This is a genomic window from Streptomyces spiralis (assembly GCF_014654675.1).
GTDB lineage: Bacteria > Actinomycetota > Actinomycetes > Streptomycetales > Streptomycetaceae > Streptomyces > Streptomyces spiralis.
On record NZ_BNBC01000001.1, the window covers coordinates 86100 to 110208 of the forward strand.

Consider the following 24109-nt stretch of genomic DNA (forward strand, 5'->3'; position numbering starts at 1 on the left):
CGGCATACGACGTACGGTGACAGAAAGCCGGCCGATGCGCCTCAGACCGACTTGGTCTCTCCACCGTCCACGCGGAGGTTCTGTCCGGTCATATAGGCCGACTCCTCGCCGGCCAGGAAGCGCACGATCCGAGCGGCCTCCGCGGTGCTCTGCGCCCGGCGCAGCGGGATGCCGCTCGTCCACTCGGCCGGGACCACACTGGGGTCGTCCTTGGTCAGCCCGGTGAGCACGTTGTTCATCCGGATGCCTTGTGGGCCGTACTCGTTGGCGTACAGCTTGGTGAAGGAGGCCAGCGCCGCTCGCATCGTCACCGACACGGGGAACTTCGGGCCGGGCTCGAAGGTGCCCGCGGTGGAGATGTTCACGATCGCGCCGCCGCCGGAGGCGATCAGGTGGGGCGTCACGAGGCGGGCCATGCGCACGACGTTCAGCAGGTAGAGGTCGACGCCCTCGGACCATTGCTCGTCCGTGATCTCGAGCACCGGGCCGCGCGCCGCGTGACCGCTGCTGTTGACGACCGCGTCGACCCGGCCGTACCGCGACACCGCGAGGTCGACGCACGCCTTCAGGTCCTCGACGCTGGTGTTCGAGCCGTCCAGGCCGGCGCCGCCGAGCGACTCGGCCAGGGCCCGGGCCCGGCCCGACGGCGACATCGCGACCACCCGGTAGCCGTTCGCGGCGAACTCCCGCACGCACGCGGCGCCTATTCCGGATCCGCCACCGACGACGATCGCGACCTTCTCGGACACGGACGACGGGGTCTCAGGCATGCCCGTACTCCTTCAGGCGGGTGGCGACCAGGGACTCGAGCGCGTCGGCGGCCAAATCGGCGTAACGGGCGAAGTCGGTGTCGTCGCCGGCGGCCGCGGCCACCCGGAAGCCGTCGGTGAGCGCGCGCCCCATGACGGCCATGTCGTGCGCCAGCTCCGCCGCGACGTCCTCCGGCACGTCCGGGTACGAGGTCCGCAGGTGGGAGGTGACGAACTGGAACATCTCCTTGCGGATGGCGAGGTACCGCTGCCGGGCGAGGTTGTCCTCCAGGCGCCGCTCGAAGGCGAAGACGAGGCCGATGCTCCAGAACGCAGCGGCCGGATCGGTCAGGCTCGCGGAGGCTGCCGCCGAGCCGCTGATGGTGCGCCGCAGCAGGTCGCGCATGTCACCGAAGGACGCGTTGGCCTGCTTCCAGACCTCGAAGCAGTAGTCGAGCAGCTCGACGAAGAGCTGCTCCTTGTTCTGGAAGTGCCAGTAGACCGAACCGATCGGCAGACCGGACGCGCGTGCGACATCGGCCATGGTGGTGCCCTCGTAACCGGCCTCGACCGCCCGCGAGAGCACGGCCTCGAGGATCGCCCGCTTCGACACCTCGGACGCCCGGTGGGTCTTCCGCCTCGTGACCATCGGTCCCCTCACTGCTCTTCGGACTGCAGTTCTACCAAATGCACGCCACCCCTTGACACCGGTGATGGGCGCTGGTCATCGTAATGCCGATTCTAGAACACCGCTTCTAGGGAAGCGTCCCGATCCCGAGACAGAGAGGTCTCCATGAGGATCACCGACCACATCTCTCAAGAGAGAATGAGCGGCCTGCAGATCCGCGCCGTCATCGTCGCGATCGCCCTGGTCGTGCTCGACGGCTACGACGTCTCGCTCACTTCGTTCGCCGCCCCGTACCTCGAGAAGGGCTTCGGGGTCTCCAAGGCAGAACTCGGACTCGTCATGTCCGGCGCCCTGATCGGGATGCTTGTGGGCTCGATCATCGTCGCGCCGCTCGCCGACCGCATCGGCCGACGCAAGATGGGCGTCATCTCCACCGCGACGATCGCGATCGGCATGCTCATCGGCCCGTTCGCGACGCCGGAGACCGGTACCGGCCCCCTCGTCCTGAGCCGCGTCATCACCGGCATCGGCATCGGCTCCCTGGTGGCCGTGGTCGGTGTCATCCTCGCCGAGTACACGGGCAGGCGCGTGTACGCACTGGTGATGGCCGTCTACGCGGCCGCGATCAACATCGGCGGGCTGCTCGGCTCCATGATCGTGGGCCCGATGCTGGGTGCGCACGGCTGGCAGTTGGGCTGGTGGGTCGGTTTCGCGCTGAGCGTCATCGCCGCCGTCGCGACCTTCGCCTTCCTGCCGGAGTCGCTCGCCTGGCTCTCCGAGGGCCGTCGCGCGGACTCCCTGGAGCAGCTCAACGCGCTCCTGACGAAGATGCGCCGCCCCGCGCTCGAAGCGCTCCCGGCGTCGGACTCGACGGGCGTCAGGGCGAAGAGCTCGCTGCGCGCCGTGTTCACCGGCCGGACCGGCTTCTACACGCTGCTGATGATCGTCGGGTACGTCGCGTACATGCTCAGCTTCTACTTCATGACGAACTGGGCGCCGAGCTCCGTCGCGTCCGCCAACCACAACCCGGCGCTCGCCCCACAGCTCGTCACCGCCTTCAGCATCGGCGGCATCCTCGGCAACGTGCTCTTCGGCTTCCTCGGCAACAAGATCGACGTCCGTTTCCTGGCTCCGGTCTTCCTGGTCCTGGCCACCGCCGCCCTGTCGCTGTTCGGCATCGCAGGGCCGGGAATGCCGACCGCCTGGTGGACCCTGTTCCTGGCCTCGTTCTTCGTCTGCGCGGGCACCGCCGCCTTCTACGCGATCGTCCCGACGCTGTACCCGACGCTGGCCCGCTCGACCGGTTTCGGTGTCGTCATCGGCTTCGGCCGGTTCGGCGGCATCGCTGCCCCGATCGTCGGCGGTGCGGCCTTCGACGCGGGGCTGGGGATGGGGACGGCCTTCACCGTCTTCGCGTTTCCCATGCTCGTCGCCGGCCTCTGCGTCCTGGCCCTGCACCTGCACCTGCGCCGCTCCCGCTCCGCCGTACCGGATACCCAGCCCGCGCTCGCCGGTACGGCCGCCTAGCAGCCGTCCACCGCTTCCGAGAAATCCGAGAAACCCGAGAAAGAGGCACCACGCCATGCCGCTGGCCGTCGCAGCGCTCTCCCACGCGCCGTCCTTCGGCAATGTCGACCCGGGCGGGGAGACGTTCGCCGAGATCAATGCCGCCATCGACGAGGTCAAAGAGTTCGTCACCGAGTACGACCCCGACCTGGTCGTGGTGTTCGGGCCCGACCACTTCAACGGCCAGCTCTACTCGCTGATGACCCCGTGGGCGATCGGCGCGGCCGCCGAAGGCGTCGGTGACTACGGCACCACCGCGGGACCGCTCCCCGTCGACGGCGGCGCCGCCCGGGCCTTCCACGCGGCAGTGCTGGGTGAGGGCATCGACATCGGCCGCAGCGAGCGGATGAAGGTCGACCACGGCGTGGTCCAGCCCCTCGACTTCGTGTTCGGGAAGGGCTTCACGCAGCCGATCGTGCCGGTGTTCGTGAACGCGATCGGCCTGCCGCTCTCCCCGATGCGGCGGGTGCGTCTGATGGGCGAGGCGTTCGGCCGGGCCGCCCGGGCGATGGACAAGAAGGTGCTGTTCCTCGCCTCGGGCGGCATCTCCCACAGCCCGCCGATCCCGCGCTGGGACGGTGCCCCCGACACCGTGCACGAGCGCCTGGTCTCGTACGCGCCCTCGCCCGAGGAGCGGCACGAGCGTGAGCAGATGATCGTCAGGGGCATCCAGGCGATCGCCGACGGCAGGGCGCCGAGCGACCCGCTGAACGAGGAGTGGGACACGCTCGTCCTCGATGTGCTCCGTTCCGGCGACCTGAGCCCGGTCGACGGCTGGGAGAACGGCTGGTTCATGGCGGAGGGCGGCTCGGCCGCGCACGAGATGCGCAGCTGGATCGCCGCCTACGCGGCGCTGTCGACCGCCGGCCCGTACCGCCTCGCCGTCGACCACTACTGGGCGGTCGAGAAGTGGGGCGCCGGCTTCGCGATCCAGGCGGCGGTGACCGCATGAGCCAGGCGGGAAAGACGCACTTCGCGACCTTGTGGGAGGAGATCGCGGACCTGGAGCACACGCTGCGGTACGTGGACGCGGGCGGCTACCGCACCCGCGTCCTCGACTTCACCGGAGCGGGCCCCGAGGCGCAGACGGTGGTGCTCGCCAACGGCACCAGCGGCCACATCGAGGCGTGGACGCAGAACATCCGCGCCTTCGTCGAGGCGGGCTTCCGGGTGATCGGCTACGACTACCCCGGCCACGGCTACACCTCGCCGGCCGACCATCCCCTGGAGATCCGCGACTACGAGGAGCACCTGCTCGCGCTGCTCGACGCACTGGAGCTGGAGCGCGTGCACCTCGCCGGTGAGTCGCTCGGCGGCTGGCTCGCGCTGAAGTTCGCGCCCAAGCACCCCGACCGGCTGCACACGGTGATCCTGTCCGCACCGGGCGGGCGGATGGTCGAGGAGCCGCGGCTGGACAAGACGCAGTCGGTGAGCACCCAGGCGGCGAGCGAGCCGACCTTCGACAACGTGAAGAAGCGCCTTCAGGTCGTCATCCACGATCCGGAGAAGATCACCGACGAGCTCGTACGCGTCCGCCAGGCGATCTACGCCCGCGACGGGTTCAGCATGGCGTACGTCTCCGCCCTGCGGGAGCCGGAGCGGCGCCGGCGCAACCGGGTCACGGACGACGACTTCGCGGCGCTCCCGGTGCCGGCCCTGATGGTGTGGACCGACAACGAGCCGACCGGCGACGAGGCCGAGGGTCGGCGTCTGTGCGCTCTGATCCCGGACGGCGAGTACCTGCTGATCCGCGGCGCCGCGCACTGGCCGCAGTGGGAGGGCCCCGCGGAGTTCAACGCCGCGGCCGTCGCCTTCCTGAAGAAGCATGCCGAACGAAAGGACCGCCCGTGAGCGTCGCCCAGGAGACCGTCAACCGGATCGCGCGCGAGCTGTTCGAGGCGAAGCGCGACGTGTACACGGTGCCGTACGTGAGCCCCCGGCTCCCCGAGCGGGATCTCGACGCGGCCTACGCGATCTCCGCCGAGTTCGCCGCCCTCCGCGAGCGCGAGCTGGGCGTGAGGCGGGTGGGCCGCAAGGTCGGCCTGACCAACCCGCTCGTACAGGAGCGGGTGGGCATCTCCGAGCCCGACTACGGGATCATCCACGACGACATGGTGCACCCCTCGGGAACGCACCTTCCGCTGTCCCGGTACAACCGCCTGCTGATCGAGGCCGAGGTCGCGTTCGTACTGAAGAGCGACATCCTCGAGGCCACCCGCGAGGCCGTCGAAGCCGCGATCGACTACGTGACCCCCGCGTTCGAGGTCGTCGACTTCCGTTACGGCGGTTCGGTCGGGCAGATCGTCGACACCATCGCGGACAACGCCGGCTGCAGCGGCGTCGTCCTCGGCGAGGAGCAGCACCCGTACGGCGAGGTCGACCTGACCAAGGTGGAGATGGTCATCACCGGCGGCGGCAAGGAGATCACCCGGGGCATCGGCAGCAACGTCCTTGAGGACCCGGTCAACGCGGTGATCTGGCTGGCCGGGACCGCGATCCGCACCGGCGAGCCGCTGCGCGCCGGCGAGGTGCTGCTGTCCGGGTCCATCGGCTACATCGAGCCGTGGCCCGCCGACGTCGAGTGCGTCGCCACCATCACCGGACTCGGTCGCGTCGTCGCGACCGCGGACTCGAAAGGCTGAACATGAGCGACTACCGCCCCGTCGACGCGACCACCCGCGTCGAGATCGAGCAGCTCATCGCGGAGATGCTCTACCGCCTCGACCACAACCGGGCGGACACCACCTGGGAGCTGTACACCGAGGACGGCGTCTCGGTCGGCCCGATGGGTGACATGGACCGCGAGGCCATGAAGGTCTGGGGCGCCAAGCGCGCCCGGCAGACCGATGTCGTCGGCCGCCACTTCATCGGCGGGATCCGCCTGGTGTGGGACGGCGAGGAAGTCGACGGCACGGTGCAGTACCTCACCTTCCGCGACACCAACGAGCCGCAGACGCAGCCCGCTTCGGTCGGCGAGTTCCGCGAGCGGTACCGGAAGGTCGACGGGCAGTGGCGGTTCGCCCGCCGCGAGATCGTGCCGGTCTTCGGCGGCAAGGCGGCCGCGGCGCACGCCGCGCGACTGGCCGGGCGGGAAGGGCCGGCACAGTGAAGCGGGCGGCTCCCGGCGGCGGCAACCCCGTCCTGTACCACCAGTCGCTCCCCTCGTTCTCGATGCCCGAGTGGGCGGCGGCCGCCGGCTACGACGGGGTGGTCCTCGACCTCCAGCACGGCGAACTGGGGCTGGAGGCGGCATGCGGGATCCTGCGCTCGATCCCGCGGGACAACGCGTACGCGTACGCGCGCGTGGGCTCGCTGGATCCCGCCCCGATCCTGCGGCTGCTCGACAGCGGAGCCCGCGGCATCGTCGCGCCCACCGTCGAGTCCCGGTCCCAGGCCGAGGCTCTGGTCACCGCCACGAAGTATCCGCCGGTCGGGAACCGCAGCCTGGGTCCGTCCAGGCCCGCGCTGTACCCGGGCGACCCTGGTGACCCGTACACCGAGGCCGGCAACCGCGCGGTGTCCGCCATCGCGCAGATCGAGACGAAGGCCGGCGTCGACCGCGCCGAGGAGATCGTCTCGACCCCGGGCCTGGACTCGGTCTACATCGGTCCGGCCGACCTGGCCGTCTCCTACGGCCTGCCCGGGCGGGGCGACTGGGAGGACGGCCCCGTGCGGGAGGCGATCACGCACCTGCGCGCGGTGACGGCCGCTCACGGCGTCACCCTCGGCATCTATTCGGGGCAGCCCGCATACGCGGCCGGGCTGTTCGCCGACGGCCTTGTCGACTACGTGGGCCTCGGCATCGATCTCGTCCTGCTGAACCGCGCGTTCGGCGACACCATCGCCGCGCTCGACTCGGCACGATCCACTGGGAGCACCTCATGACCACCGCCTGCGACGTCCTCGTCGTCGGTGCCGGCCCCGTCGGCCTGACCCTGGCCAACCTGCTCGGGCAGCAGGGCATCGACGTACTCGTCGTCGAGCGGGAGCACGAACTCATCGACTACCCGCGGGCCGTGGGCATCGACGACGAGGCGCTGCGCGCGATGCAGACCGCCGGGCTCGTCGACGAGGTGCTTCCCCACACCATCCCCGACCAGAAGATCTACATGATCAACGGGGACCGGACGATCCTCTCCGAAGTGAACCCGACGACGCGCGAGTTCGGCTGGCCGCGCCGCAACGGCTTCGTGCAGCCGCTGGTCGACCAGGTGCTGCTCGCCGGACTGGACCGCTTCCCGAACGCCGCCGCACGCTTCGGCGCCGAGGTCGTGGACCTGGCCGAGGACGCGGACGGCGTGGTCGCCACCCTCAAAGGCGGCGAGACGGTGCGCGCGCTGTACGTCGTCGCCGCCGAGGGCGGGGCCTCGCCCACCCGCAAGCGCCTGGGCATCTCGTTCGAGGGCGAGACCCGGCCGAGCGACGGCATCGTGATCGACGTCGCCAACGACCCGATCGGTACGCCCCATGCCGTCTTCGGCGGGGATCCGACCCGCAGCTACGCCTCCATCGCACTGCCCCACGGCATCAGGCGCTGGGAGTTCACGCTCTTCGAGCACGAGTCCGAGGCCGACGTCGACAACGACGAGTTCGTCTTCGGCCTGCTGGCGCCGCACGTGCCGGACCCGTCCAGGCTGGACATCATCCGCCGCCGCGTCTACCGGCACCACGCCCGTGTCGCCGGGCGGTTCCGCCACGGGCGGATCTTCCTGGCCGGTGACGCCGCCCATGTCATGCCGGTCGTCGGCGGCCAGGGCTGGAACTCGGGGATCCGCGACGCCTTCAACCTCGGCTGGAAGCTGGCAGCCGTCGTCAAGGGCCTGTCGACCGACGGTCTGCTGGACACGTACGAGACCGAACGGCGGGGCCACGTCACGCAGATGGTCGCCGTCTCCCTCGGTATGGCGAAGGAGATGACGGACCACGATCCGGTCAAGGCCGCCGAGCGCGACCGGATCGCCGCCAACCGCACCCCCGAGGAGCGGGAGGCCCAGAAGCGTCAGGCGTTCAAGCCCCAGCCGAAGTTCGACCAGGGCGTCGTGGTGCACACGCCACTGCCGGCGTTCAAGACCCTGCCGGCCCGCGACGTGCCGCGTCTCGCCGGCTCGATCTTCCCGCAGCCGCAGGCCACCGACGCGGACGGCGTGGAGATGCTGCTCGACGAGGCCACCGGGCAGGGCTGGCGTGTGATCACCTGGAACAACGACCCGACGGCCTTCCTGTCGGCGGAGCGACTCGCCGTGCTCGATCGCCTCGGCGCCCGCCTCGTGCAGGTGGTACCGAAGGCGCAGCTGCCGTGGGCGCGCAAACAGGCCGCACCCGGCGTCACCGTCGTCGGCGACCTCGGCGGGGAGACGAGCCTGCAGGCCTGGTTCGACGCACGCCCGGTCGGCGCCGTCGTCGTCCGCCCCGACCATGTGATCGCCGCCGAGTGCCTGGCCCAGGAGGTCGACGACGTACTCGGCAAGGTCTTCGAGGCCGCCTGCATCGCGTGATCCCGGCATGTCCCCGAGAGAACCCCCGAACACGATGGAGGGCTGATGACCGACCCGAGCGAGGGCGCCCAGATCGACGACGTGTACTGGCGCGACGAGTACACGCCCATCACTGAGGACGACGCCTTCCTCGAACGCATCGTCGCGGAGGCCGACCTGCCGTCGCTGCTCACGGCGCTGGCGGCGCTGACCGGAGATCACACGCTGATCCCGGCGGAGCTGCGACCCCCGCTTCCCCCCGTCGACACGACCCCGCCTGCGCACGGCGGCATGAGCGGGCCCGCACGTGCGCGTGCGCGTGAGCTCGCGCTGTCCGCCCTCAAGCGCGTCCGCGACGACAGGCTCACCCGGCCCCGTCTGCTGGAGCCCGAGGAAGCGCGCACGATCGTCGAGTTCATCACGGGCGGGGCAAGTGCCGAGGACGCGGCACTGATGATGCACGAGCTCGACCTGGTCACGCGACGTCCGGGAGCACCGACCTGGCACATCGACGAGGTCGCACCCGACCGCGACTTCGAGGTCGCGGTCATCGGCACCGGGATGAGCGGCATCGCGGCGATGTACCGGCTCAAGCAGGCGGGCGTACGGTTCGTCGCATTCGAGAAGCACCCCGAGGTCGGCGGGACCTGGTGGGCCAACACCTACCCCGGCGTCCGCCTCGACACCCCGACCTTCGGCTACAGCTTCTCCTTCGCCCAGCGCGCCGACTGGCCCGACGCGTACGCCGAGGGTGCGGAGATCGAGGCGTACGCCGTCGAGATCGTCGATCGCGCCAAGCTGCGCGAGCACATCGAGTTCGACACCGAGGTCATCTCGATGACCTGGGACGAAGCATCGGCCACCTGGGAGGTCGTCGTACGACGTGCCGGCGTCGAGCAGTGCCGGCGGTTCCACGCCGTCATCGCCGCGACCGGGCAGCTGGAGAAGCCGAACATCCCGCAGATCCCCGGGCAGGACGACTTCGGCGGCGTACAGATGCACTCCGCCCGGTGGGACCACGACGTGGACCTGACCGGGAAGCGCGTCGCGGTGGTCGGCACCGGCGCCAGCGCCTACCAGATCGTCCCGAGCATCATCGACCGAGTCGCCCACCTCGATGTCTTCCAGCGGTCCGGACCGTGGACGGTTCCCGCCCCGAACTACCACGACCCGACACCGCCGGCCCTGGCCTGGCTCAGCGAGCATGTCCCGTACTACGGTCAGTGGTTCCGGTTCCAGGCGTTCTGGGGAGCGCGCACAGGACGGCTGCACACCGTCAAGGTCGATCCGGAGTGGGACCGCACCGACTCGGTGTCGGCGACCAACCTGCGGGTGCGCGAGACACTCACCGCGATCATGCGCGAGCAGTGGGCGGACCGTCCCGACATGCTCGATGTCGTCGTGCCCGCGTATCCCCCCGGCGGCAAGCGCATGCTCCGCGACAACGGCGTGTGGGCGCACGCACTGCACCGGGAGCACGCCCAGCTCGTCACCTCCCCGATCGAGCGGTTCACGTCCGACGGCATCGTCACCGCCGACGGCGAGCACCACCCGGTCGACGTCGTGATCTACGCGACCGGGTTCAGGGCGTCCGACTACCTGGACCCGATCGTGGTCACCGGGCCGTCCGGTCAGACGCTCAAGGAGCACTGGAACGGTGATGCGACGGCCTGGGCCGGTATATCCGTGCCGGGCTTCCCGAATCTCTTCCTGATCCAGGGGCCCAACACGAACTACGTGGTGCACGGCCAGTTCCACTTCATGATCGAGTGCGGGGTCGAGTTCACCGTCGAGGCGATCCACCAGATGCTGCGCCGAGGGGCGGCGTCCCTCGAGGTCGGGCAGGAGACCCTGGACCGGTTCCTCGCGTGGATCGACCAGGGCAATGCCGAGCGTGCGTGGGGGCAGCCGCAGGTACGCACCTGGTACAAGAACTCCCGCGGCCGGGTCTCGCAGGTATGGCCGTACAGCCATCTCGAGTACTGGGAGCTGACACGCGGCGCGGACTTCGACGCCGACTTCACGCTCCGCCCACGACCGGAGGCGTCGTCGTGACCGTGCGGCGTGATGTGCTCGTGGTGGGTGCCGGCCCGATCGGGCTCGTCGCCGCTCTCCTGCTCGCCGATGCGGGGGTGCGTACGACGCTCGTGGAGAAGGAGACCGAGCCGGGCGACCTGCCTCGCGCGATCAGCCTCCAGGACGAGTCGTTCCGCACCCTTGAGCAGCTCGGTGTGGCCGCCGCGCTCAAGGCCGAGTCCCTGCTCGACACCGGTAGCCGCTACTTCGGGCTCGGGGACCGCCTCCTGCTCGAAGCGAGGCCGGTCGCGTCGCGGTTGGGGCATCCCGCCAAGACCCAGTTCGACCAGCCGATCCTGGAGCGGCTGCTGTGGGAGCGAGCAGTCGCGCACGAGGGGCTCGAGTTCCTGCGCGACGCCGAGGCGACCGCGATCACGCAGGACGGCGACGGGATCAGCGTGACCGTGACGACCGGAGACAAGACGCGGACTCTGACCGCCGACTGGCTGATCGGCGCCGACGGCGGACGCAGCTTCACCCGCCGGGCGGTCGGGATCGATCTCGCCGGTACCACCCAGCCGCAGCGGTGGATCGTCGTCGATCTGCACAACGAGCCGCACGCGCGGGACCCGTTCGCCGAGTTCCACGGCGACGGGGAGCGGCCGTACGTACTCGTGCCCGGCGTCAAGGGACGCCTGCGGATCGAGTTCATGCTCTTCGACGACGAGGATCCCGATGAGATGACGACGCCGGAGCGGATCCGCGAGCTGGTCGTGCCCCGCTTCCGGGCCGAGCTGGCGTCGGACGACGTGCGCCGCGCGGTCGTGTACATCGCGCACCAGCGTGTCGCGCGGACGTACCGTGCGGGGCGCGCGTTCCTCGTCGGTGACGCCGCACACCTGATGCCGCCGTTCGCGGGCCAGGGCCTGAACGCCGGTATCCGCGACGCGACCAACCTCACCTGGAAGCTGATCGAGGCGGTCAACGGCGGCGCGACCGAGCGGCTGCTGGACTCCTACGAGGTCGAGCGCCGCACCCACGGAGCCGCGATGGTGACGGTCTCGCGCCGTATCGGCGCAGTCGTCATGGCGACCCACCCCCTCGTCACACGCGTACGGGACACCGTCGTCCGCACGGTCAGCCTGATCCCCCGCGTGCGCGAATTCCTCGCCAACATGCGCTTCATCGCACCACCCGACTACACCGCCGGAGTCGCCGCCCGGGCCCACGGCGTCACCCTCGGCACCGTGACCGTCGGCCGCGCCCTGAGCCAGCCCGTCGTCCGCGACGCCACCGGTGCTGAACGCGGACTCGACGCCCACCTCGGGCGCGGATGGACGCTGCTGCAGATCGGAGGTCCGCCCGGCGCGGCGGTCGACGCCTACTGGGACGCGATCGGCGCGAACCGGCTGTGCCTCCGCGCACCGGACGGCGAGCCGACCGAGCCGACCGACGGCATGGTCACCGAAACCACCGCGGTGCTCACCTCCGGCGCCGGCACCCTTCCGGTCTTCGTCGCGGTACGTCCCGACCGCTACGTCGCGGCGGTGTTCGACTCCGCCGGCGAGCAACGCGTCGTCGAGCGCCTCCGCGCCTTCGTCGACGACCGCTCCCGACGGACCGATCCGTACTCCAAAGCCCTGCACCCGCACTCTCGCCCACCACTGAACAGGACCACCCGATGAGCAGGTTCGTCAGCTACTACCGCGCCGACCGGAGCATCGCCTGGGGGCGTCTCGACGCCGAGACCGTCTACGACGCGACCCCGACAGCACCTTCGCTCGCCGAGGCCATCGCGGCCGGCGCCCTCGACTCCCTGGCGCACTACACCGACCGCCCGGTGGCGCTCGGTGATGTGCGGCTCGCCCCGGTCATCCCGGAGCCTCGCAAGATCATCTGCATCGGGGTCAACTACCGCACCCACCAGGACGAGATCGGCAAGGCGGCCCCTCAGGCCCCGGTCGTCTTCGCCCGCTACGCCGACAGCCAGATGGGCCACGGCGAGGACGCCCTCAAGCCCGCGCACTCCGCGCAGTTCGACTACGAGGGCGAGGTGGCTCTGGTCATCTCCAGGCCCGCGCATCGGGTCTCCAGGGCCGAGGCCTACGACCACGTCGCCGGCTACGCCGTGTACAACGACTTCTCGGTGCGCGACTGGCAGCGCGCCGCCAGCCAGTGGCTGCCCGGCAAGACCTGGCCGGGGACCGGTGGCTTCGGTCCTTGTCTGGTGACCGCCGACGAGGTCGGCGATGTCACCGAACTCGAGCTCACGACCCGGGTCAACGGTGAGGTACGCCAGCGCGGCAAGGTCGCCGACCTGATCAACGACATTCCGTCGATCATCGAGTACGTCACCGCGTTCACGCCGCTTTCCCCCGGCGACGTCATCGTCACCGGCACGCCGGGCGGTGTGGGGCTCTTCATGGAGCCGCCGGGATTCATCGTCGACGGGGACGTCGTCGAAGTCGAAGTCAGCAGACTCGGGACGCTTCGCAACACGGTCCGCGACGTCTCCTGACCGGCGCGGGGCGGAGCAGGCCCAGGGATCGGAGCGGCTGCCACTCCATGCCCGCAGGTGCGGCGCCGACGATCGGGCCACCGAGTACACGGGAGATGCTCCGCCTTGCGATGCTCCCCCCCTGCCTGAACGGCGCGGGAGGTACCCCCACACCGGACGCCGCAGGCTTTCCGGCAAACCTTTCCGGCCACAGCACCAGGAGTCAGCACGGGAGCGCAGAAGGGGCTGAGCTCGCCAGAGCTCAGCCCCTTCTGATCTGCACGCTTGACGAACCACTTAGCGCACGGCAACGAATCGGTCACACATTGAAGCGGAACTCCACCACGTCCCCGTCCTGCATCACATACTCCTTGCCCTCCATGCGGGCCTTGCCCTTGGCGCGGGCCTCGGCGACCGAGCCGGCCTCGAGGAGGTCCCCGAAGGAGATGACCTCGGCCTTGATGAAGCCCTTCTGGAAGTCGGTGTGGATCACGCCGGCGGCCTCGGGGGCGGTGGCGCCCTTCTTGATGGTCCAGGCGCGGGACTCCTTGGGGCCGGCCGTCAGGTAGGTCTGCAGGCCGAGGGTGTTGAAGCCGACGCGGGCGAGGGTGGCCAGGCCGGGCTCGTGCTGGCCGACGGACTCCAGGAGCTCCAGGGCCTCCTCCTCGTCCAGCTCGGCGAGGTCGGCCTCCAGCTTGGCGTTGAGGAAGATCGCCTCGGCGGGGGCGACCAGGGCGCGCTGCTCGTTCTTGAAGTCCTCGTCGATCAGCTCGTCCTCGTCGACGTTGAAGACGTAGAGGAAGGGCTTCGTCGTGAGCAGGTGCAGGTCGTGGAGGAGCTCCGCGCGCTCGCTGCCCTGGACGATGCCGTGCGCGAAGAGCGTGTCGCCCTTCTCCAGGATCTCCTTGGCCTCCTCGACGGCCTTGACCTTCGGGGCCACGTCCTTCTTGATCCGCGATTCCTTCTGGAGGCGCGGGAGGACCTTCTCGATGGTCTGGAGGTCGGCGAGGATCAGCTCGGTGTTGATCGTCTCGATGTCGTCCTTCGGCGAGACCTTGCCGTCGACGTGCACGACGTTCTCGTCCTTGAAGGCGCGGATGACCTGGCAGATCGCGTCCGACTCGCGAATGTTGGCGAGGAACTTGTTGCCCAGGCCCTCGCCCTCGCTGGCGCCGCGCACGATGCCGGCGATGTCGACGAAGTCGACCGTGGCCGGCAGGATCCGCTCCGACTTGAAGATCGAGGCGAGCTGGGCGAGACGACCGTCCGGGACGCCCACCACACCGACGTTCGGCTCGATCGTGGCGAACGGGTAGTTGGCCGCGAGCACGTCGTTCTTGGTCAGGGCGTTGAACAGGGTCGACTTGCCGACGTTCGGCAGACCGACGATTCCGATCGTGAGCGACACGTTGCGACTTCCCGTACGTGAGGAGACTGGCGGCCAGGCGGCCGATCCACCAGTCTACGGCGTGTCGCGGCCCGGCCCCCGCGGCGGTTCGAACGCTTGGCCAGGCCGCGCCGCGCGGCGTGTCAAACGGCCTATTCAGCACATAAACAGACCTAGGTTGGTCCAGTGGAGCAACCCAGGACGCGACCTCAGCAGCACGGACCGCGAGGCGGCAGGCCCCTGACGCCGCCGCAGGCGGCACGGCAGGGCGCGCAGGGCCACCGGCCCGCGGCACGGCATCCCCCGGGGGCGCCGCGTCCGGCCGGCGGGCGGCGTCCGTCCGCCGCGGCTCCCGTCTCCGGCCCCGCCGCCGCCATACGACGACTGCGGCGGCTGCCGAACCCGCGGCTCACGGGCCTGGGGGCGGGTCTGTTCTGCGGGGCGCTGATGTTTCTGCTGGGCTGTCTCGACCAGCTGCTGTTCGGCGGGTCCCCGACCGGGTACGGCGTGCTGTTCCTGCCGGTGTGTGTGCTGACCGCCGCGTGGGTGCGCCGGGGCGACCTGCTGACCTCGCCGGTCGTGGTGCCCATCGGGTACGCCGTGGGCCTGCTGCCCCTGGCCGATGGCGACGGCTTCCTCGGCACACTGATGGGCCTGGTCACCGCGCTCGCCACGCAGGCGCTGTGGTTGTACGGGGGGACGCTGATCGCGGGGGTCACGGCTCTGCTGCGGCGCGCCGCACCCGCGCCCGCCCGCGCGCGGGCCGGACGCCGCCCGCCGCGGTGAGGGACGGGAGCACCTGGGCACTCCCTCCTCCCCCTCCTGTCCCGGGCGCCCCGCCGCCCGGCTACGCGCCCTCCGCCGCCCGCATCGCCGCCCCCACGATGCCCGCGTTGTTCTGCAGCTGGGCGGGGACGATCGGGGCTCTTACGCCCGTGATGAGGGGCAGGAACTTGTGGGCCTTGCGGCTGACGCCGCCGCCGAGGATGAACAGTTCCGGGGAGAAGAGCATCTCGAGGTGGGCGAGGTACTTCTCGACGCGGTGGCCCCACTGCTCCCAGGACAGGTCGTGGTCGTCCTTGACCTTGCTGGAGGCCCGCTTCTCCGCCTCGTGGCCGTCCAGCTCCAGATGGCCCAGCTCCGTGTTGGCGACGAGGGTGCCGTCGACGAAGACCGCGCTGCCGATGCCGGTGCCGAAGGTCAGCAGGATCACGGTGCCCCGGCGGCCCTGGCCGGCGCCGAAGTGCATCTCGGCGACGCCCGCCGCGTCCGCGTCGTTGACCACGGTCACCGGCAGGCCGCCCAGCCGCTCGCGGAACAGGGCGCGCGCGTCGGTGTCGATCCAGCTCTTGTCGACGTTCGCCGCCGTGCGGACCGTGGCGCCGCCGGTGACGACGCCCGGGAACGTCAGCCCGACCGGACCCGTCCAGCCGAAGTGGTCGACGACCTGCTTGACACCGTCGGCCACCCCGTCGGGCGTCGCCGGATGCGGGGTCAGCACCTTGAAGCGCTCCTGGGCCAGGTCGCCCTTGCCCAGGTCCACCGGGGCGCCCTTGATCCCCGACCCGCCGATGTCCACACCGAAGATCTGCATGGCTCCACGTTACGGCGTGCGACTGACAGTCACGCCGTCATCGGCGATCACGACTGGGGCGTACCCGACCCGCCGCGCTCGGCCACCATCGCGGCGGCCTCCTCGCGCAGGTCCCGGCGGAGCTCCTTGGGCAGGGAGAAGGTGATGGACTCCTCCGCCGCCTTGACGATCTCCACGTCCTCGAAGCCGCGCCGGGCCAGCCACTCGAGCACCTGCTCGACCAGGACCTCGGGCACCGACGCGCCCGACGTCACGCCGATCGTCGTCACGCCCTCCAGCCAGGCCTCGTCGATCTCGTCGGCGAAGTCCACGAGGTAGGCCTGGGCCGCGCCCGCGAGCTTGGCGACCTCCACCAGACGCTTGGAGTTGGAGGAGTTGCGGGAGCCGACCACGATGACGAGATCCGCCTCGGCGCCCATCTGCTTGACGGCGAGCTGGCGGTTCTGCGTGGCGTAGCAGATGTCGTCGCTCGGCGGGGAGATCAGCTGCGGGAACTTCTCCTGCAGGGCGTCGACCGTCTCCATGGTCTCGTCCACCGACAGCGTGGTCTGGGAGAGCCAGACGACCTTCGACGGGTCGCGCACCTCGACCTTCGCGACGTCCTCGGGGCCGTCGACGAGCTGGATGTGGTCGGGGGCCTCGCCGGAGGTGCCGATGACCTCCTCGTGGCCCTCGTGCCCGATCAGGAGGATGTCGTAGTCCTCCTTGGCGAAGCGGACGGCCTCCTTGTGGACCTTGGTGACCAGCGGGCAGGTGGCGTCGATGGTGGCGAGGCGGCCGCGCTCGGCCTCCTCGTGGACGACGGGGGCCACGCCGTGCGCGGAGAACATCACGATGTTGCCCGGCGGCACCTCCTCCGTCCGCTCGACGAAGACGGCGCCCTTCTTCTCCAGGGTCTGCACGACGTACTTGTTGTGGACGATCTCGTGCCGGACGTACACCGGAGCCCCGTACTGCTCCAGGGCCTTCTCGACGGCGATCACGGCGCGGTCCACACCCGCGCAGTAGCCCCGGGGGGCGGCGAGCAGGACACGGCGGCCAGACGTAGCAGTCATGGCACCCATCGTAAGGCCGCGCCCGACGGCCGGAAGATCGCCGGGGGTGGCGCCGGGAGCACCGGCCCGGCGCGACGGCGCGACCGCCCCCGCGCGGTGCCGCCACCGCCCCCGCTGTCGGTGGCGGCGGCTACCCTCGCGGACATGGCTGTCACCACGTCCCCCGAATCCCCGCTGCCGGTCGGTGAGGTCTCGCGGCTCATCGGCGGCTGGATCGACCGGCTCGGCGCGGTGTGGGTCGAGGGCCAGATCACCCAGCTGTCGCGGCGGCCGGGCGCGGGCGTGGTGTTCCTGACGCTGCGCGACCCGTCGTACAACATCTCGGTCGGCGTGACCTGCTACCGCGAGGTGTTCGACGCGGTCGCCGACGTCGTCGGCGAGGGCGCCCGCGTCGTCGTGCACGCCAAGCCGGAGTGGTACGCCCCGCGCGGGCAGCTGTCCCTGCGGGCCGCCGAGATACGGCCGGTGGGCGTCGGCGAGCTGCTGGCCCGCCTGGAGCAGCTGAAGAAGTCGCTGACCGCCGAGGGACTGTTCGCGCCCGAGCGGAAGAAGGCGCTGCCCTTCCTCCCTCAGCTGATCGGCCTGGTCTGCGGCCGCGCCTCCGCCGCCGAGCGGGACGTGCTGGAGAACGCCCGGCACCGCTGGCCCGCCGTCCGCTTCGAGGTTCGCAACGTCGCGGTGCAGGGCGTGCACGCCGTCCCGCAGGTCGTACAGGCCGTCAAGGAGCTCGACGCGCTCGGCGAGGTGGATGTGATCATCGTCGCGCGCGGCGGCGGCAGCGTGGAGGACCTGCTGCCGTTCTCCGACGAGCAGCTGGTCCGCGCGGTGGCGTCCTGCCGTACGCCGGTCGTCTCCGCGATCGGGCACGAGCCGGACACCCCGCTGCTCGACTACGTCGCCGACCTGCGCGCCTCCACACCCACCGACGCCGCCAAGAAGGTCGTGCCGGACGTCGGCGAGGAGCTCGAGCGGGTACGGCAGCTGCGCGACCGCGCCCGGCGGTGCGTGAGTGCCCTGGTCGAGCGCGAGGAGCGGGGCCTCGCCCACGCGCTGGCGCGGCCCTGCATGGAGGATCCGCACCGCATGATCGACGAGCGGGCGGACCATGTCGCCTCGCTGCTGGACCGTGGCCGGCGCACGCTGCGGCACCTGCTGGACCGCGCCGACTCGGAGCTGACGCACACGCACGCGCGCGTGGTGGCCCTCTCCCCCGCCGCGACGCTGCGCCGCGGGTACGCCGTGCTGCAGAAGGCCGACGGGCACGTGGTCCGCGACCCGGCCGAGGTGGCGGCGGACGAGGCGCTGCGCGCCCGGGTCGCCGGGGGCGATTTCACAGTTCGGGTCGACACATAGGGTGGGCGGATGACAAGCAACACCGCAGCAGGCAGCACCGCGGCGGCGGACGAGACGCTCGGCTACGAGCAGGCGCGGGACGAGCTGATCGAGGTCGTCCGGCGTCTGGAGGCGGGCGGTACGAGCCTGGAGGAGTCCCTCGCCCTGTGGGAGCGGGGCGAGGAGCTGGCCAAGGTCTGCCGGCGCTGGCTGGAGGGCGCCCGCGCGCGCCTGGACGCGGCACTGGCCGAGGAGGAGGCCGAGGGGGAGGCGGAATCCTCCGGGTGATCCTCCGGGTGCGGTCCCCGGAGCCGGACGCGGAAGGTCAGGACTTCTTCAGTTCCAGCGCCTGCGCCATCTTCGTCAGCTGGCCGAAGGAGGCCGTGCCCGCCACCACCGTGGTGGAGCCCTTGGCGTCCTCCAGCACGAGGGCGTCGTAGCGGCCGCCGGTGTACCGGGTCCAGGTGCGGCCGTCGATCTCCTGGGTGACCTTGGTGGCGTGGCCGCCCTGGCTGGCGTCGTCGATGAAGTCCTTGCGCTTCTGAGTGGACTGCTCGATCGCCACGTATTGGCCCTCGGGATCCTGGAAACCCAGATGCCAGCGGTTGTCCTGGTCGGCCCGGTAGCGGACGGAAGTGGGCTTCCAGGCCTCGGGCAGGCCCTCGGGCGCGGCCACCGCGTACGGGGCGGCGCGGCGCGCGGTGAGCAGCTCGACGCGGTAGTCGACCCGCTTGATGTCGGGAGCGTGATCGTCGTGCGGGATGAAGAGATAGACGCTCGCGGCCGCGATCACGATCACCCCGAGGGAGAGGATCATGCTCCGGACCGACTTCTGCTTGCCGTTCGAACCTGCCACGCCCTCTATCGTCGCAGGTGCCCGGACCGCTCATCCGTGGGGTCCCCTGCTCATTTTGTCGACTCGGCGATAGAGTCATGGCCAACACCCTCATCCGGCCGTCGTCGTATCAGAAAGGTGCGCTCCGATGACCGAGCATCATCACTTGCCGTCAGAGCTGGAAGTCCCCGAAGAGGCTCCCGACCGCAACATCGCCCTGGAACTGGTCCGGGTCACCGAGGCCGCGGCGATGGCCGCGGGCCGGTGGGTCGGGCGCGGTGACAAGAACGGCGCCGACGGCGCCGCGGTCCGCGCCATGCGGACCCTCGTCTCCACCGTGTCGATGAACGGCGTCGTCGTCATCGGCGAGGGGGAGAAGGACGAGGCCCCGATGCTCTTCAACGGAGAGCGCGTGGGCGACGGCACCGGCCCGGAGGTCGACATCGCGGTCGACCCGATCGACGGCACCACGCTGACCGCCAAGGGCATGCCGAACGCGATCGCGGTTCTGGCCGCCACCGAACGCGGCGCGATGTTCGACCCGTCCGCCGTGTTCTACATGGACAAACTGGTGACCGGCCCGGACGCGGCCGACTTCGTGGACATCGACGCGCCGGTGTCGGTGAACATCAAGCGCGTGGCCAAGGCCAAGCGGGGCACCCCCGAGGACGTCACCGTCGTCATCCTGGACCGGCCGCGGCACCAGGGCCTCATCCAGGAGGTCCGGGAGGCGGGCGCGCGCATCAAGCTGATCTCCGACGGCGACGTGGCCGGCTCGATCTACGCGCTGCGCGAGGGCACCGGCGTCGACCTGCTGCTCGGCATCGGCGGCACGCCCGAGGGCATCATCTCGGCCTGCGCCGTGAAGTGCCTGGGCGGCACGATCCAGGGCAAGCTGTGGCCGAAGGACGACGAGGAGCGCCAGCGGGCGATCGACGCCGGGCACGACCTCGACCGCGTGCTGACCACGGACGACCTGGTCTCGGGCGAGAACGTCTTCTTCGTCGCCACCGGCATCACCGACGGCGAGCTGCTGCGCGGGGTGCGCTACCGCTCGGAGACGGCGACGACCGACTCGATCGTCATGCGGTCCAAGTCGGGCACGGTGCGGCGGATCGAGTCCGAGCACCGGCTGAGCAAGCTGCGGGCGTACAGCGCGATCGACTTCGACCGCGCGAGGTAGCCGACGCCCGGCCCGCGGGCCCGGCACAGCACGTATGGGGCGCTCCCGGTGCGGAGGGAGCGCCCCATACGTGTGCCGAGTAACGCGTGGCGACGGGCCGAGGAAGGCCTGCCGGGGACCCGGCTAGCCGGCCGCCGCTATGCGGTCCGTCGTGCGGGCCGCCTTCTTGAGCTCCAGTTCGCGCCGGCGGCGCCGGGCGAGGACGACGCGGCGCTCGGCGGCGGTGAGGCCGCCCCAGACGCCGTACGGCTCCGGTTGCAGCAGCGCGTGCTCGCGGCACTCGACCATCACAGGGCAGCGCGCGCAGACCCGCTTGGCCGCCTCCTCGCGCGACAGCCGCGCGGCGGTGGGCTCCTTCGAGGGTGCGAAGAACAGGCCGGCCTCGTCGCGCCGGCACACCGCCTCGGTGTGCCAGGGTGCGTCTTGGTCCCTGTCCCGCACTGGCACCCGCGGGGCCGGAACGGCAGCTACCTGCAGGGACGAATGCGGCGGTTGCAGCACGGTCTTCTCCTGACGACGGCTTCGCGAGCGAGAGACGATGCAGCAAGGCCTACCCGCTGTGCGTGCGCCTATGCACTGAGTTCCCGACCGTGCGGTTGGTCAGAGGCGTTCCGTGGCTGGTTCGCGATCGCTCACAGATGTTTGCGCAAACCCCTGTCGACCTTGCGCTGCACACGGTCGAGGATGTCGGCGACGAGCTTGCCGCGCTTGGGCCGTGCCTCGACGTTGCCCAGGATCGCCCAGCCGTCGACGTAGACGACGGGCGCGTCGGACTCGGACGAGTCCAGCGGCGCCACCTCGAAGTTGCCGAGGACGCCGCCGCCGGTGCCGCGCAGCGACACGTTCTCCGGGACGCGGATCTGGACGTCGCCGAAGACGGAGACGGCCTTGATCACGACCTGCTGGTACTCGAAGATCGCCTCGCTGAGGTCGATCTCGACACTGCCGAAGACCGCGTACGCGTGCAGCCGCCGCCCGGCGCGCCAGCGGCCCTTGCGCATGGCCGAGCTGAACACCGCCACCACGTTCTCGTCGGCCTCCGGGGGTATCGCGCCGGCGGCCGGACGATTGGGCGCGGAGGTGTAGGCCGGTGCCGTACGGCCCTGGTGGGCGGCGGGCAGGTCCTGGATGAAGACCTCCAGCTCGCCGACCGTCTTGGCGTTCAGCACCCCCTCGACGCGCTCGGCGTGCTCTTCGGCGCTCAGACGGCCCTCGGCAAGGGCGTCGCGCAGGATGTCGGCGATGCGGTCACGGTCGGCGTCCGAGGCGCGCAGCTCCGTGGCGGGGGCGGCGGTCTGCTTCTGAAGGTCCACGGCAGCAGCGTACCCAAACACGATAGATCGCGACACCTCTGCGCACGAGAAGCGGCCGCGAAGCGGCCGGGGAAACGGGGCCGGACCGGGCCGGCGAGGAGCGGACGGTGAACTGAGCCGGACCTCACAGCCTCACGGTCAGCGGCAGGTTCTACGCTGGTCGGTGCCCGCCAGCGTCGGCGGGCAGCCGTCCGTAGAGTGAGGAATGGGCTGCGATGCCTGAGTTCGCGTACACCGATCTGCTCCCCCAGGGTGAGGACACCACCCCGTACCGGCTGGTGACGTCCGAGGGCGTCTCCACCGTCGAGGGGCCCGACGGACGTACGTTCCTCAAGGTCGAGCCGGAGGCGCTGCGCAAGCTGGCCGAAGAGGCCATCCACGACATCCAGCACTACCTGCGCCCGGCCCACCTCGCCCAGCTGCGCCGCATCATCGACGACCCCGAGGCGTCGGGCAACGACAAGTTCGTGGCCCTGGACCTGCTGAAGAACGCCAACATCGCCGCCGCCGGCGTGCTGCCGATGTGCCAGGACACCGGCACGGCCATCGTCATGGGCAAGCGCGGCCAGAACGTCCTCACCGAGGGCGAGGACGAGAAGGCCCTCTCCCGCGGCATCTACGACGCCTACACCAAGCTGAACCTGCGCTACTCGCAGATGGCCCCGCTGACCATGTGGGAGGAGAAGAACACCGGCTCCAACCTCCCCGCCCAGATCGAGCTGTACGCCACCGACGGCGGCGCCTACAAGTTCCTGTTCATGGCCAAGGGCGGCGGCAGCGCCAACAAGTCCTTCCTCTACCAGGAGACGAAGGCCGTCCTGAACGAGGCCTCCATGATGAAGTTCCTGGAGGAGAAGATCCGTTCGCTCGGCACGGCCGCCTGCCCGCCGTACCACCTGGCGATCGTCGTCGGCGGCACCAGCGCGGAGTACGCCCTGAAGACCGCGAAGTACGCCTCCGCGCACTACCTGGACGAGATCCCGGCGGAGGGCTCGGAGCTCGGCCACGGCTTCCGCGACAAGGACCTCGAGCAGAAGGTCTTCGAGCTGACCCAGAAGATCGGCATCGGCGCGCAGTTCGGCGGCAAGTACTTCTGCCACGACGTGCGCGTGGTGCGCCTGCCCCGGCACGGCGCGTCCTGCCCGGTCGCGATCGCGGTGTCCTGCTCGGCGGACCGCCAGGCGGTCGCCAAGATCACCGCCGAGGGCGTGTTCCTGGAGCAGCTGGAGACGGACCCGGCGCGCTTCCTGCCGGAGACGACCGACGAGCACCTGGACGAGTCCTCCGACGTCGTCAAGATCGACCTCAACCAGCCGATGGACACGATCCTCGCCGAGCTGACCAAGTACCCGGTCAAGACCCGCCTGTCCCTGACCGGCCCGCTGGTCGTGGCCCGCGACATCGCGCACGCCAAGATCAAGGAGCGGCTGGACGCGGGCGAGGAGATGCCGCAGTACCTGAAGGACCACCCGGTGTACTACGCGGGCCCGGCGAAGACCCCCGAGGGCTACGCCTCCGGCTCCTTCGGCCCGACGACGGCCGGCCGCATGGACTCCTACGTCGAGCAGTTCCAGGCGGCGGGCGGATCCAAGGTGATGCTGGCCAAGGGCAACCGCAGCAAGCAGGTCACCGACGCGTGCGACGCCCACGGCGGCTTCTACCTCGGCTCCATCGGCGGCCCGGCCGCCCGCCTCGCCCAGGACTGCATCAAGAAGGTCGAGGTCCTGGAGTACGAGGAGCTCGGCATGGAGGCCGTCTGGAAGATCGAGGTCGAGGACTTCCCGGCGTTCATCGTCGTCGACGACAAGGGCAACGACTTCTTCCAGGACCCGGCACCGCAGCCGACGTTCACGACGATCCCCGTGCGCGGGCCTGGGCTGGCGTAACGCCGCGGCCTTCGATCGGCTCCCCCCGGCAGAACCCCGGACCAATCCGCGTCTTGGCGACGTCAACGGGGCTGCAGTGGCTCTACGCTGTTGCCCTGCAACTCTCCGGGGGGGGGAGCTCGCGTCATGACCTTCAGCCAGTCTTCCTGGCAGCTGCACAACAGCAACGTCTACAACATCACCGGTGACCTCCACCTCACCGAGCGGAGCGGGCCTGCGGATTTCGTCGCCGTGGTGGAGGAGCTGCGGGCCCGCGTCCGAGCCCTGGAGAACGTCCCGGAGCCCGAACTCGCCGCGGTCGACGCGGAGCTGGCACAGGTGTCCGCGCTCGGGGAATCAGGGCGCTCCGACACCGGTCACGCGGACGCCGATGACACGGGCCTCGCCGACGACGGCTCCGACCAGGACGGCACGGACTCCGACGGCCCGGACGGGTCTCCTGACCCCGATGGCTCGACCAGAAGCGGCACGGCCGTCCGTGGCCTCGCACGGGTCGGCGCGCTGCTGCGCGGTCTGACCGGTGCCGCCAACGCCGCGAACGAGCTCGGCGCCTCCGTGGACCAGCTGGCGCAGTGGGCCGGCCACCACCTCTGA

At 70.5% G+C, this 24109-nt stretch carries 24 protein-coding genes; 16 read left to right on the forward strand and 8 right to left on the reverse strand.

Features of this window, described 5'->3' with window-relative positions; translation table 11 throughout:
- Positions 1–41 precede the first annotated feature (41 nt).
- Both IE318_RS00385 and IE318_RS00390 read right to left on the reverse strand, forming a co-directional pair.
- Entirely contained in the window at positions 42–770 is a 729-nt protein-coding gene (locus IE318_RS00385) for an SDR family oxidoreductase (RefSeq protein ID WP_189895507.1), read from the reverse strand.
- A complete protein-coding gene (locus IE318_RS00390; RefSeq protein ID WP_189895508.1) occupies positions 763–1398 on the reverse strand; it encodes a TetR/AcrR family transcriptional regulator in 636 nt (211 codons plus the stop codon). The genes IE318_RS00385 and IE318_RS00390 overlap by 8 nt, the downstream gene beginning before the upstream one ends.
- A gap of 144 nt (positions 1399–1542) precedes the next feature.
- Here IE318_RS00390 and IE318_RS00395 point away from each other — a divergent pair, with 144 nt between their 5' ends.
- Genes IE318_RS00395 through IE318_RS00440 form a run of 10 tightly spaced genes read left to right on the forward strand, consistent with a single transcriptional unit; the run spans position 1543 to position 12951 of the window.
- Positions 1543–2904: an MFS transporter gene (locus IE318_RS00395; protein WP_189895509.1), complete on the forward strand. Its 1362-nt coding sequence runs from the start codon at positions 1543–1545 to the stop codon at positions 2902–2904.
- 55 nt (positions 2905–2959) lie between these two features.
- On the forward strand, positions 2960–3895 hold the full coding sequence (locus IE318_RS00400; RefSeq protein ID WP_189895510.1) for a 3-carboxyethylcatechol 2,3-dioxygenase: 936 nt from the start codon (positions 2960–2962) through the stop codon (positions 3893–3895).
- Complete coding sequence (locus tag IE318_RS00405) at positions 3892–4794, forward strand: alpha/beta fold hydrolase (protein ID WP_189895511.1); 903 nt, start codon at positions 3892–3894, stop codon at positions 4792–4794. The genes IE318_RS00400 and IE318_RS00405 overlap by 4 nt, the downstream gene beginning before the upstream one ends.
- Positions 4791–5585 (forward strand): 2-keto-4-pentenoate hydratase, encoded by a 795-nt coding sequence (locus IE318_RS00410; protein WP_189895512.1) that lies wholly within the window; start codon positions 4791–4793, stop codon positions 5583–5585. Before IE318_RS00405 ends, IE318_RS00410 begins: the two co-directional genes overlap by 4 nt.
- A gap of 2 nt (positions 5586–5587) precedes the next feature.
- The gene (locus IE318_RS00415) at positions 5588–6052 is read left to right on the forward strand and encodes a nuclear transport factor 2 family protein (RefSeq protein ID WP_189895513.1); all 465 of its coding nucleotides are present in this window, start codon (positions 5588–5590) and stop codon (positions 6050–6052) included.
- The gene (locus tag IE318_RS00420; protein ID WP_189895514.1) at positions 6049–6828 is read left to right on the forward strand and encodes an HpcH/HpaI aldolase family protein; all 780 of its coding nucleotides are present in this window, start codon (positions 6049–6051) and stop codon (positions 6826–6828) included. The genes IE318_RS00415 and IE318_RS00420 overlap by 4 nt, the downstream gene beginning before the upstream one ends.
- A complete protein-coding gene (gene mhpA, locus IE318_RS00425) occupies positions 6825–8438 on the forward strand; it encodes a bifunctional 3-(3-hydroxy-phenyl)propionate/3-hydroxycinnamic acid hydroxylase MhpA (RefSeq protein WP_189895515.1) in 1614 nt (537 codons plus the stop codon). Before IE318_RS00420 ends, mhpA begins: the two co-directional genes overlap by 4 nt.
- 45 nt (positions 8439–8483) lie before the next feature.
- Entirely contained in the window at positions 8484–10472 is a 1989-nt protein-coding gene (locus tag IE318_RS00430; protein ID WP_189895516.1) for a flavin-containing monooxygenase, read from the forward strand.
- Positions 10469–12118, forward strand: a complete 1650-nt coding sequence (locus IE318_RS00435) for an FAD-dependent monooxygenase (RefSeq protein ID WP_189895517.1) — start codon at positions 10469–10471, stop codon at positions 12116–12118. The genes IE318_RS00430 and IE318_RS00435 overlap by 4 nt, the downstream gene beginning before the upstream one ends.
- Entirely contained in the window at positions 12115–12951 is an 837-nt protein-coding gene (locus IE318_RS00440; protein WP_189895518.1) for a fumarylacetoacetate hydrolase family protein, read from the forward strand. The genes IE318_RS00435 and IE318_RS00440 overlap by 4 nt, the downstream gene beginning before the upstream one ends.
- A gap of 298 nt (positions 12952–13249) precedes the next feature.
- Here the strand turns inward: IE318_RS00440 and ychF are convergent, their stop codons facing one another.
- Positions 13250–14338: a redox-regulated ATPase YchF gene (ychF, locus tag IE318_RS00445; protein ID WP_030176488.1), complete on the reverse strand. Its 1089-nt coding sequence runs from the start codon at positions 14336–14338 to the stop codon at positions 13250–13252.
- 165 nt (positions 14339–14503) lie between these two features.
- Here ychF and IE318_RS00450 point away from each other — a divergent pair, with 165 nt between their 5' ends.
- On the forward strand, positions 14504–15103 hold the full coding sequence (locus IE318_RS00450; RefSeq protein ID WP_189895519.1) for a DUF6542 domain-containing protein: 600 nt from the start codon (positions 14504–14506) through the stop codon (positions 15101–15103).
- 61 nt (positions 15104–15164) lie between these two features.
- Here IE318_RS00450 and ppgK read toward each other — a convergent pair whose 3' ends face one another.
- Positions 15165–15911, reverse strand: a complete 747-nt coding sequence (gene ppgK, locus IE318_RS00455) for a polyphosphate--glucose phosphotransferase (RefSeq protein ID WP_189895520.1) — start codon at positions 15909–15911, stop codon at positions 15165–15167.
- Between the two features lie 47 nt (positions 15912–15958).
- A complete protein-coding gene (locus tag IE318_RS00460) occupies positions 15959–16975 on the reverse strand; it encodes a 4-hydroxy-3-methylbut-2-enyl diphosphate reductase (RefSeq protein ID WP_189895521.1) in 1017 nt (338 codons plus the stop codon).
- A 135-nt stretch (positions 16976–17110) separates the two neighbouring features.
- Here IE318_RS00460 and xseA point away from each other — a divergent pair, with 135 nt between their 5' ends.
- Both xseA and IE318_RS00470 read left to right on the forward strand, forming a co-directional pair.
- On the forward strand, positions 17111–18319 hold the full coding sequence (xseA, locus tag IE318_RS00465) for an exodeoxyribonuclease VII large subunit (RefSeq protein WP_189895522.1): 1209 nt from the start codon (positions 17111–17113) through the stop codon (positions 18317–18319).
- A 9-nt stretch (positions 18320–18328) separates the two neighbouring features.
- Positions 18329–18586, forward strand: coding sequence for an exodeoxyribonuclease VII small subunit (locus IE318_RS00470; RefSeq protein WP_189895523.1), 258 nt, complete (start codon positions 18329–18331; stop codon positions 18584–18586).
- 37 nt (positions 18587–18623) lie between these two features.
- On the opposite strand, the gene IE318_RS00475 is transcribed toward IE318_RS00470, so the two are convergent.
- A complete protein-coding gene (locus IE318_RS00475; RefSeq protein WP_030176506.1) occupies positions 18624–19154 on the reverse strand; it encodes a DUF4245 domain-containing protein in 531 nt (176 codons plus the stop codon).
- Between the two features lie 127 nt (positions 19155–19281).
- On the opposite strand from IE318_RS00475, the gene glpX reads away from it, so the two are divergent.
- Positions 19282–20316: a class II fructose-bisphosphatase gene (gene glpX / locus IE318_RS00480; RefSeq protein WP_030176509.1), complete on the forward strand. Its 1035-nt coding sequence runs from the start codon at positions 19282–19284 to the stop codon at positions 20314–20316.
- Between the two features lie 123 nt (positions 20317–20439).
- Here glpX and IE318_RS00485 read toward each other — a convergent pair whose 3' ends face one another.
- Both IE318_RS00485 and IE318_RS00490 read right to left on the reverse strand, forming a co-directional pair.
- The gene (locus tag IE318_RS00485; protein WP_189895524.1) at positions 20440–20817 is read right to left on the reverse strand and encodes a WhiB family transcriptional regulator; all 378 of its coding nucleotides are present in this window, start codon (positions 20815–20817) and stop codon (positions 20440–20442) included.
- A gap of 131 nt (positions 20818–20948) precedes the next feature.
- Positions 20949–21629, reverse strand: a complete 681-nt coding sequence (locus IE318_RS00490) for a DUF1707 SHOCT-like domain-containing protein (RefSeq protein WP_189895525.1) — start codon at positions 21627–21629, stop codon at positions 20949–20951.
- A gap of 215 nt (positions 21630–21844) precedes the next feature.
- On the opposite strand from IE318_RS00490, the gene IE318_RS00495 reads away from it, so the two are divergent.
- A complete protein-coding gene (locus IE318_RS00495) occupies positions 21845–23515 on the forward strand; it encodes a fumarate hydratase (RefSeq protein ID WP_189895526.1) in 1671 nt (556 codons plus the stop codon).
- Positions 23516–23641: 126 nt separating this feature from the next.
- Positions 23642–24109, forward strand: coding sequence for a hypothetical protein (locus IE318_RS00500; RefSeq protein ID WP_189895527.1), 468 nt, complete (start codon positions 23642–23644; stop codon positions 24107–24109).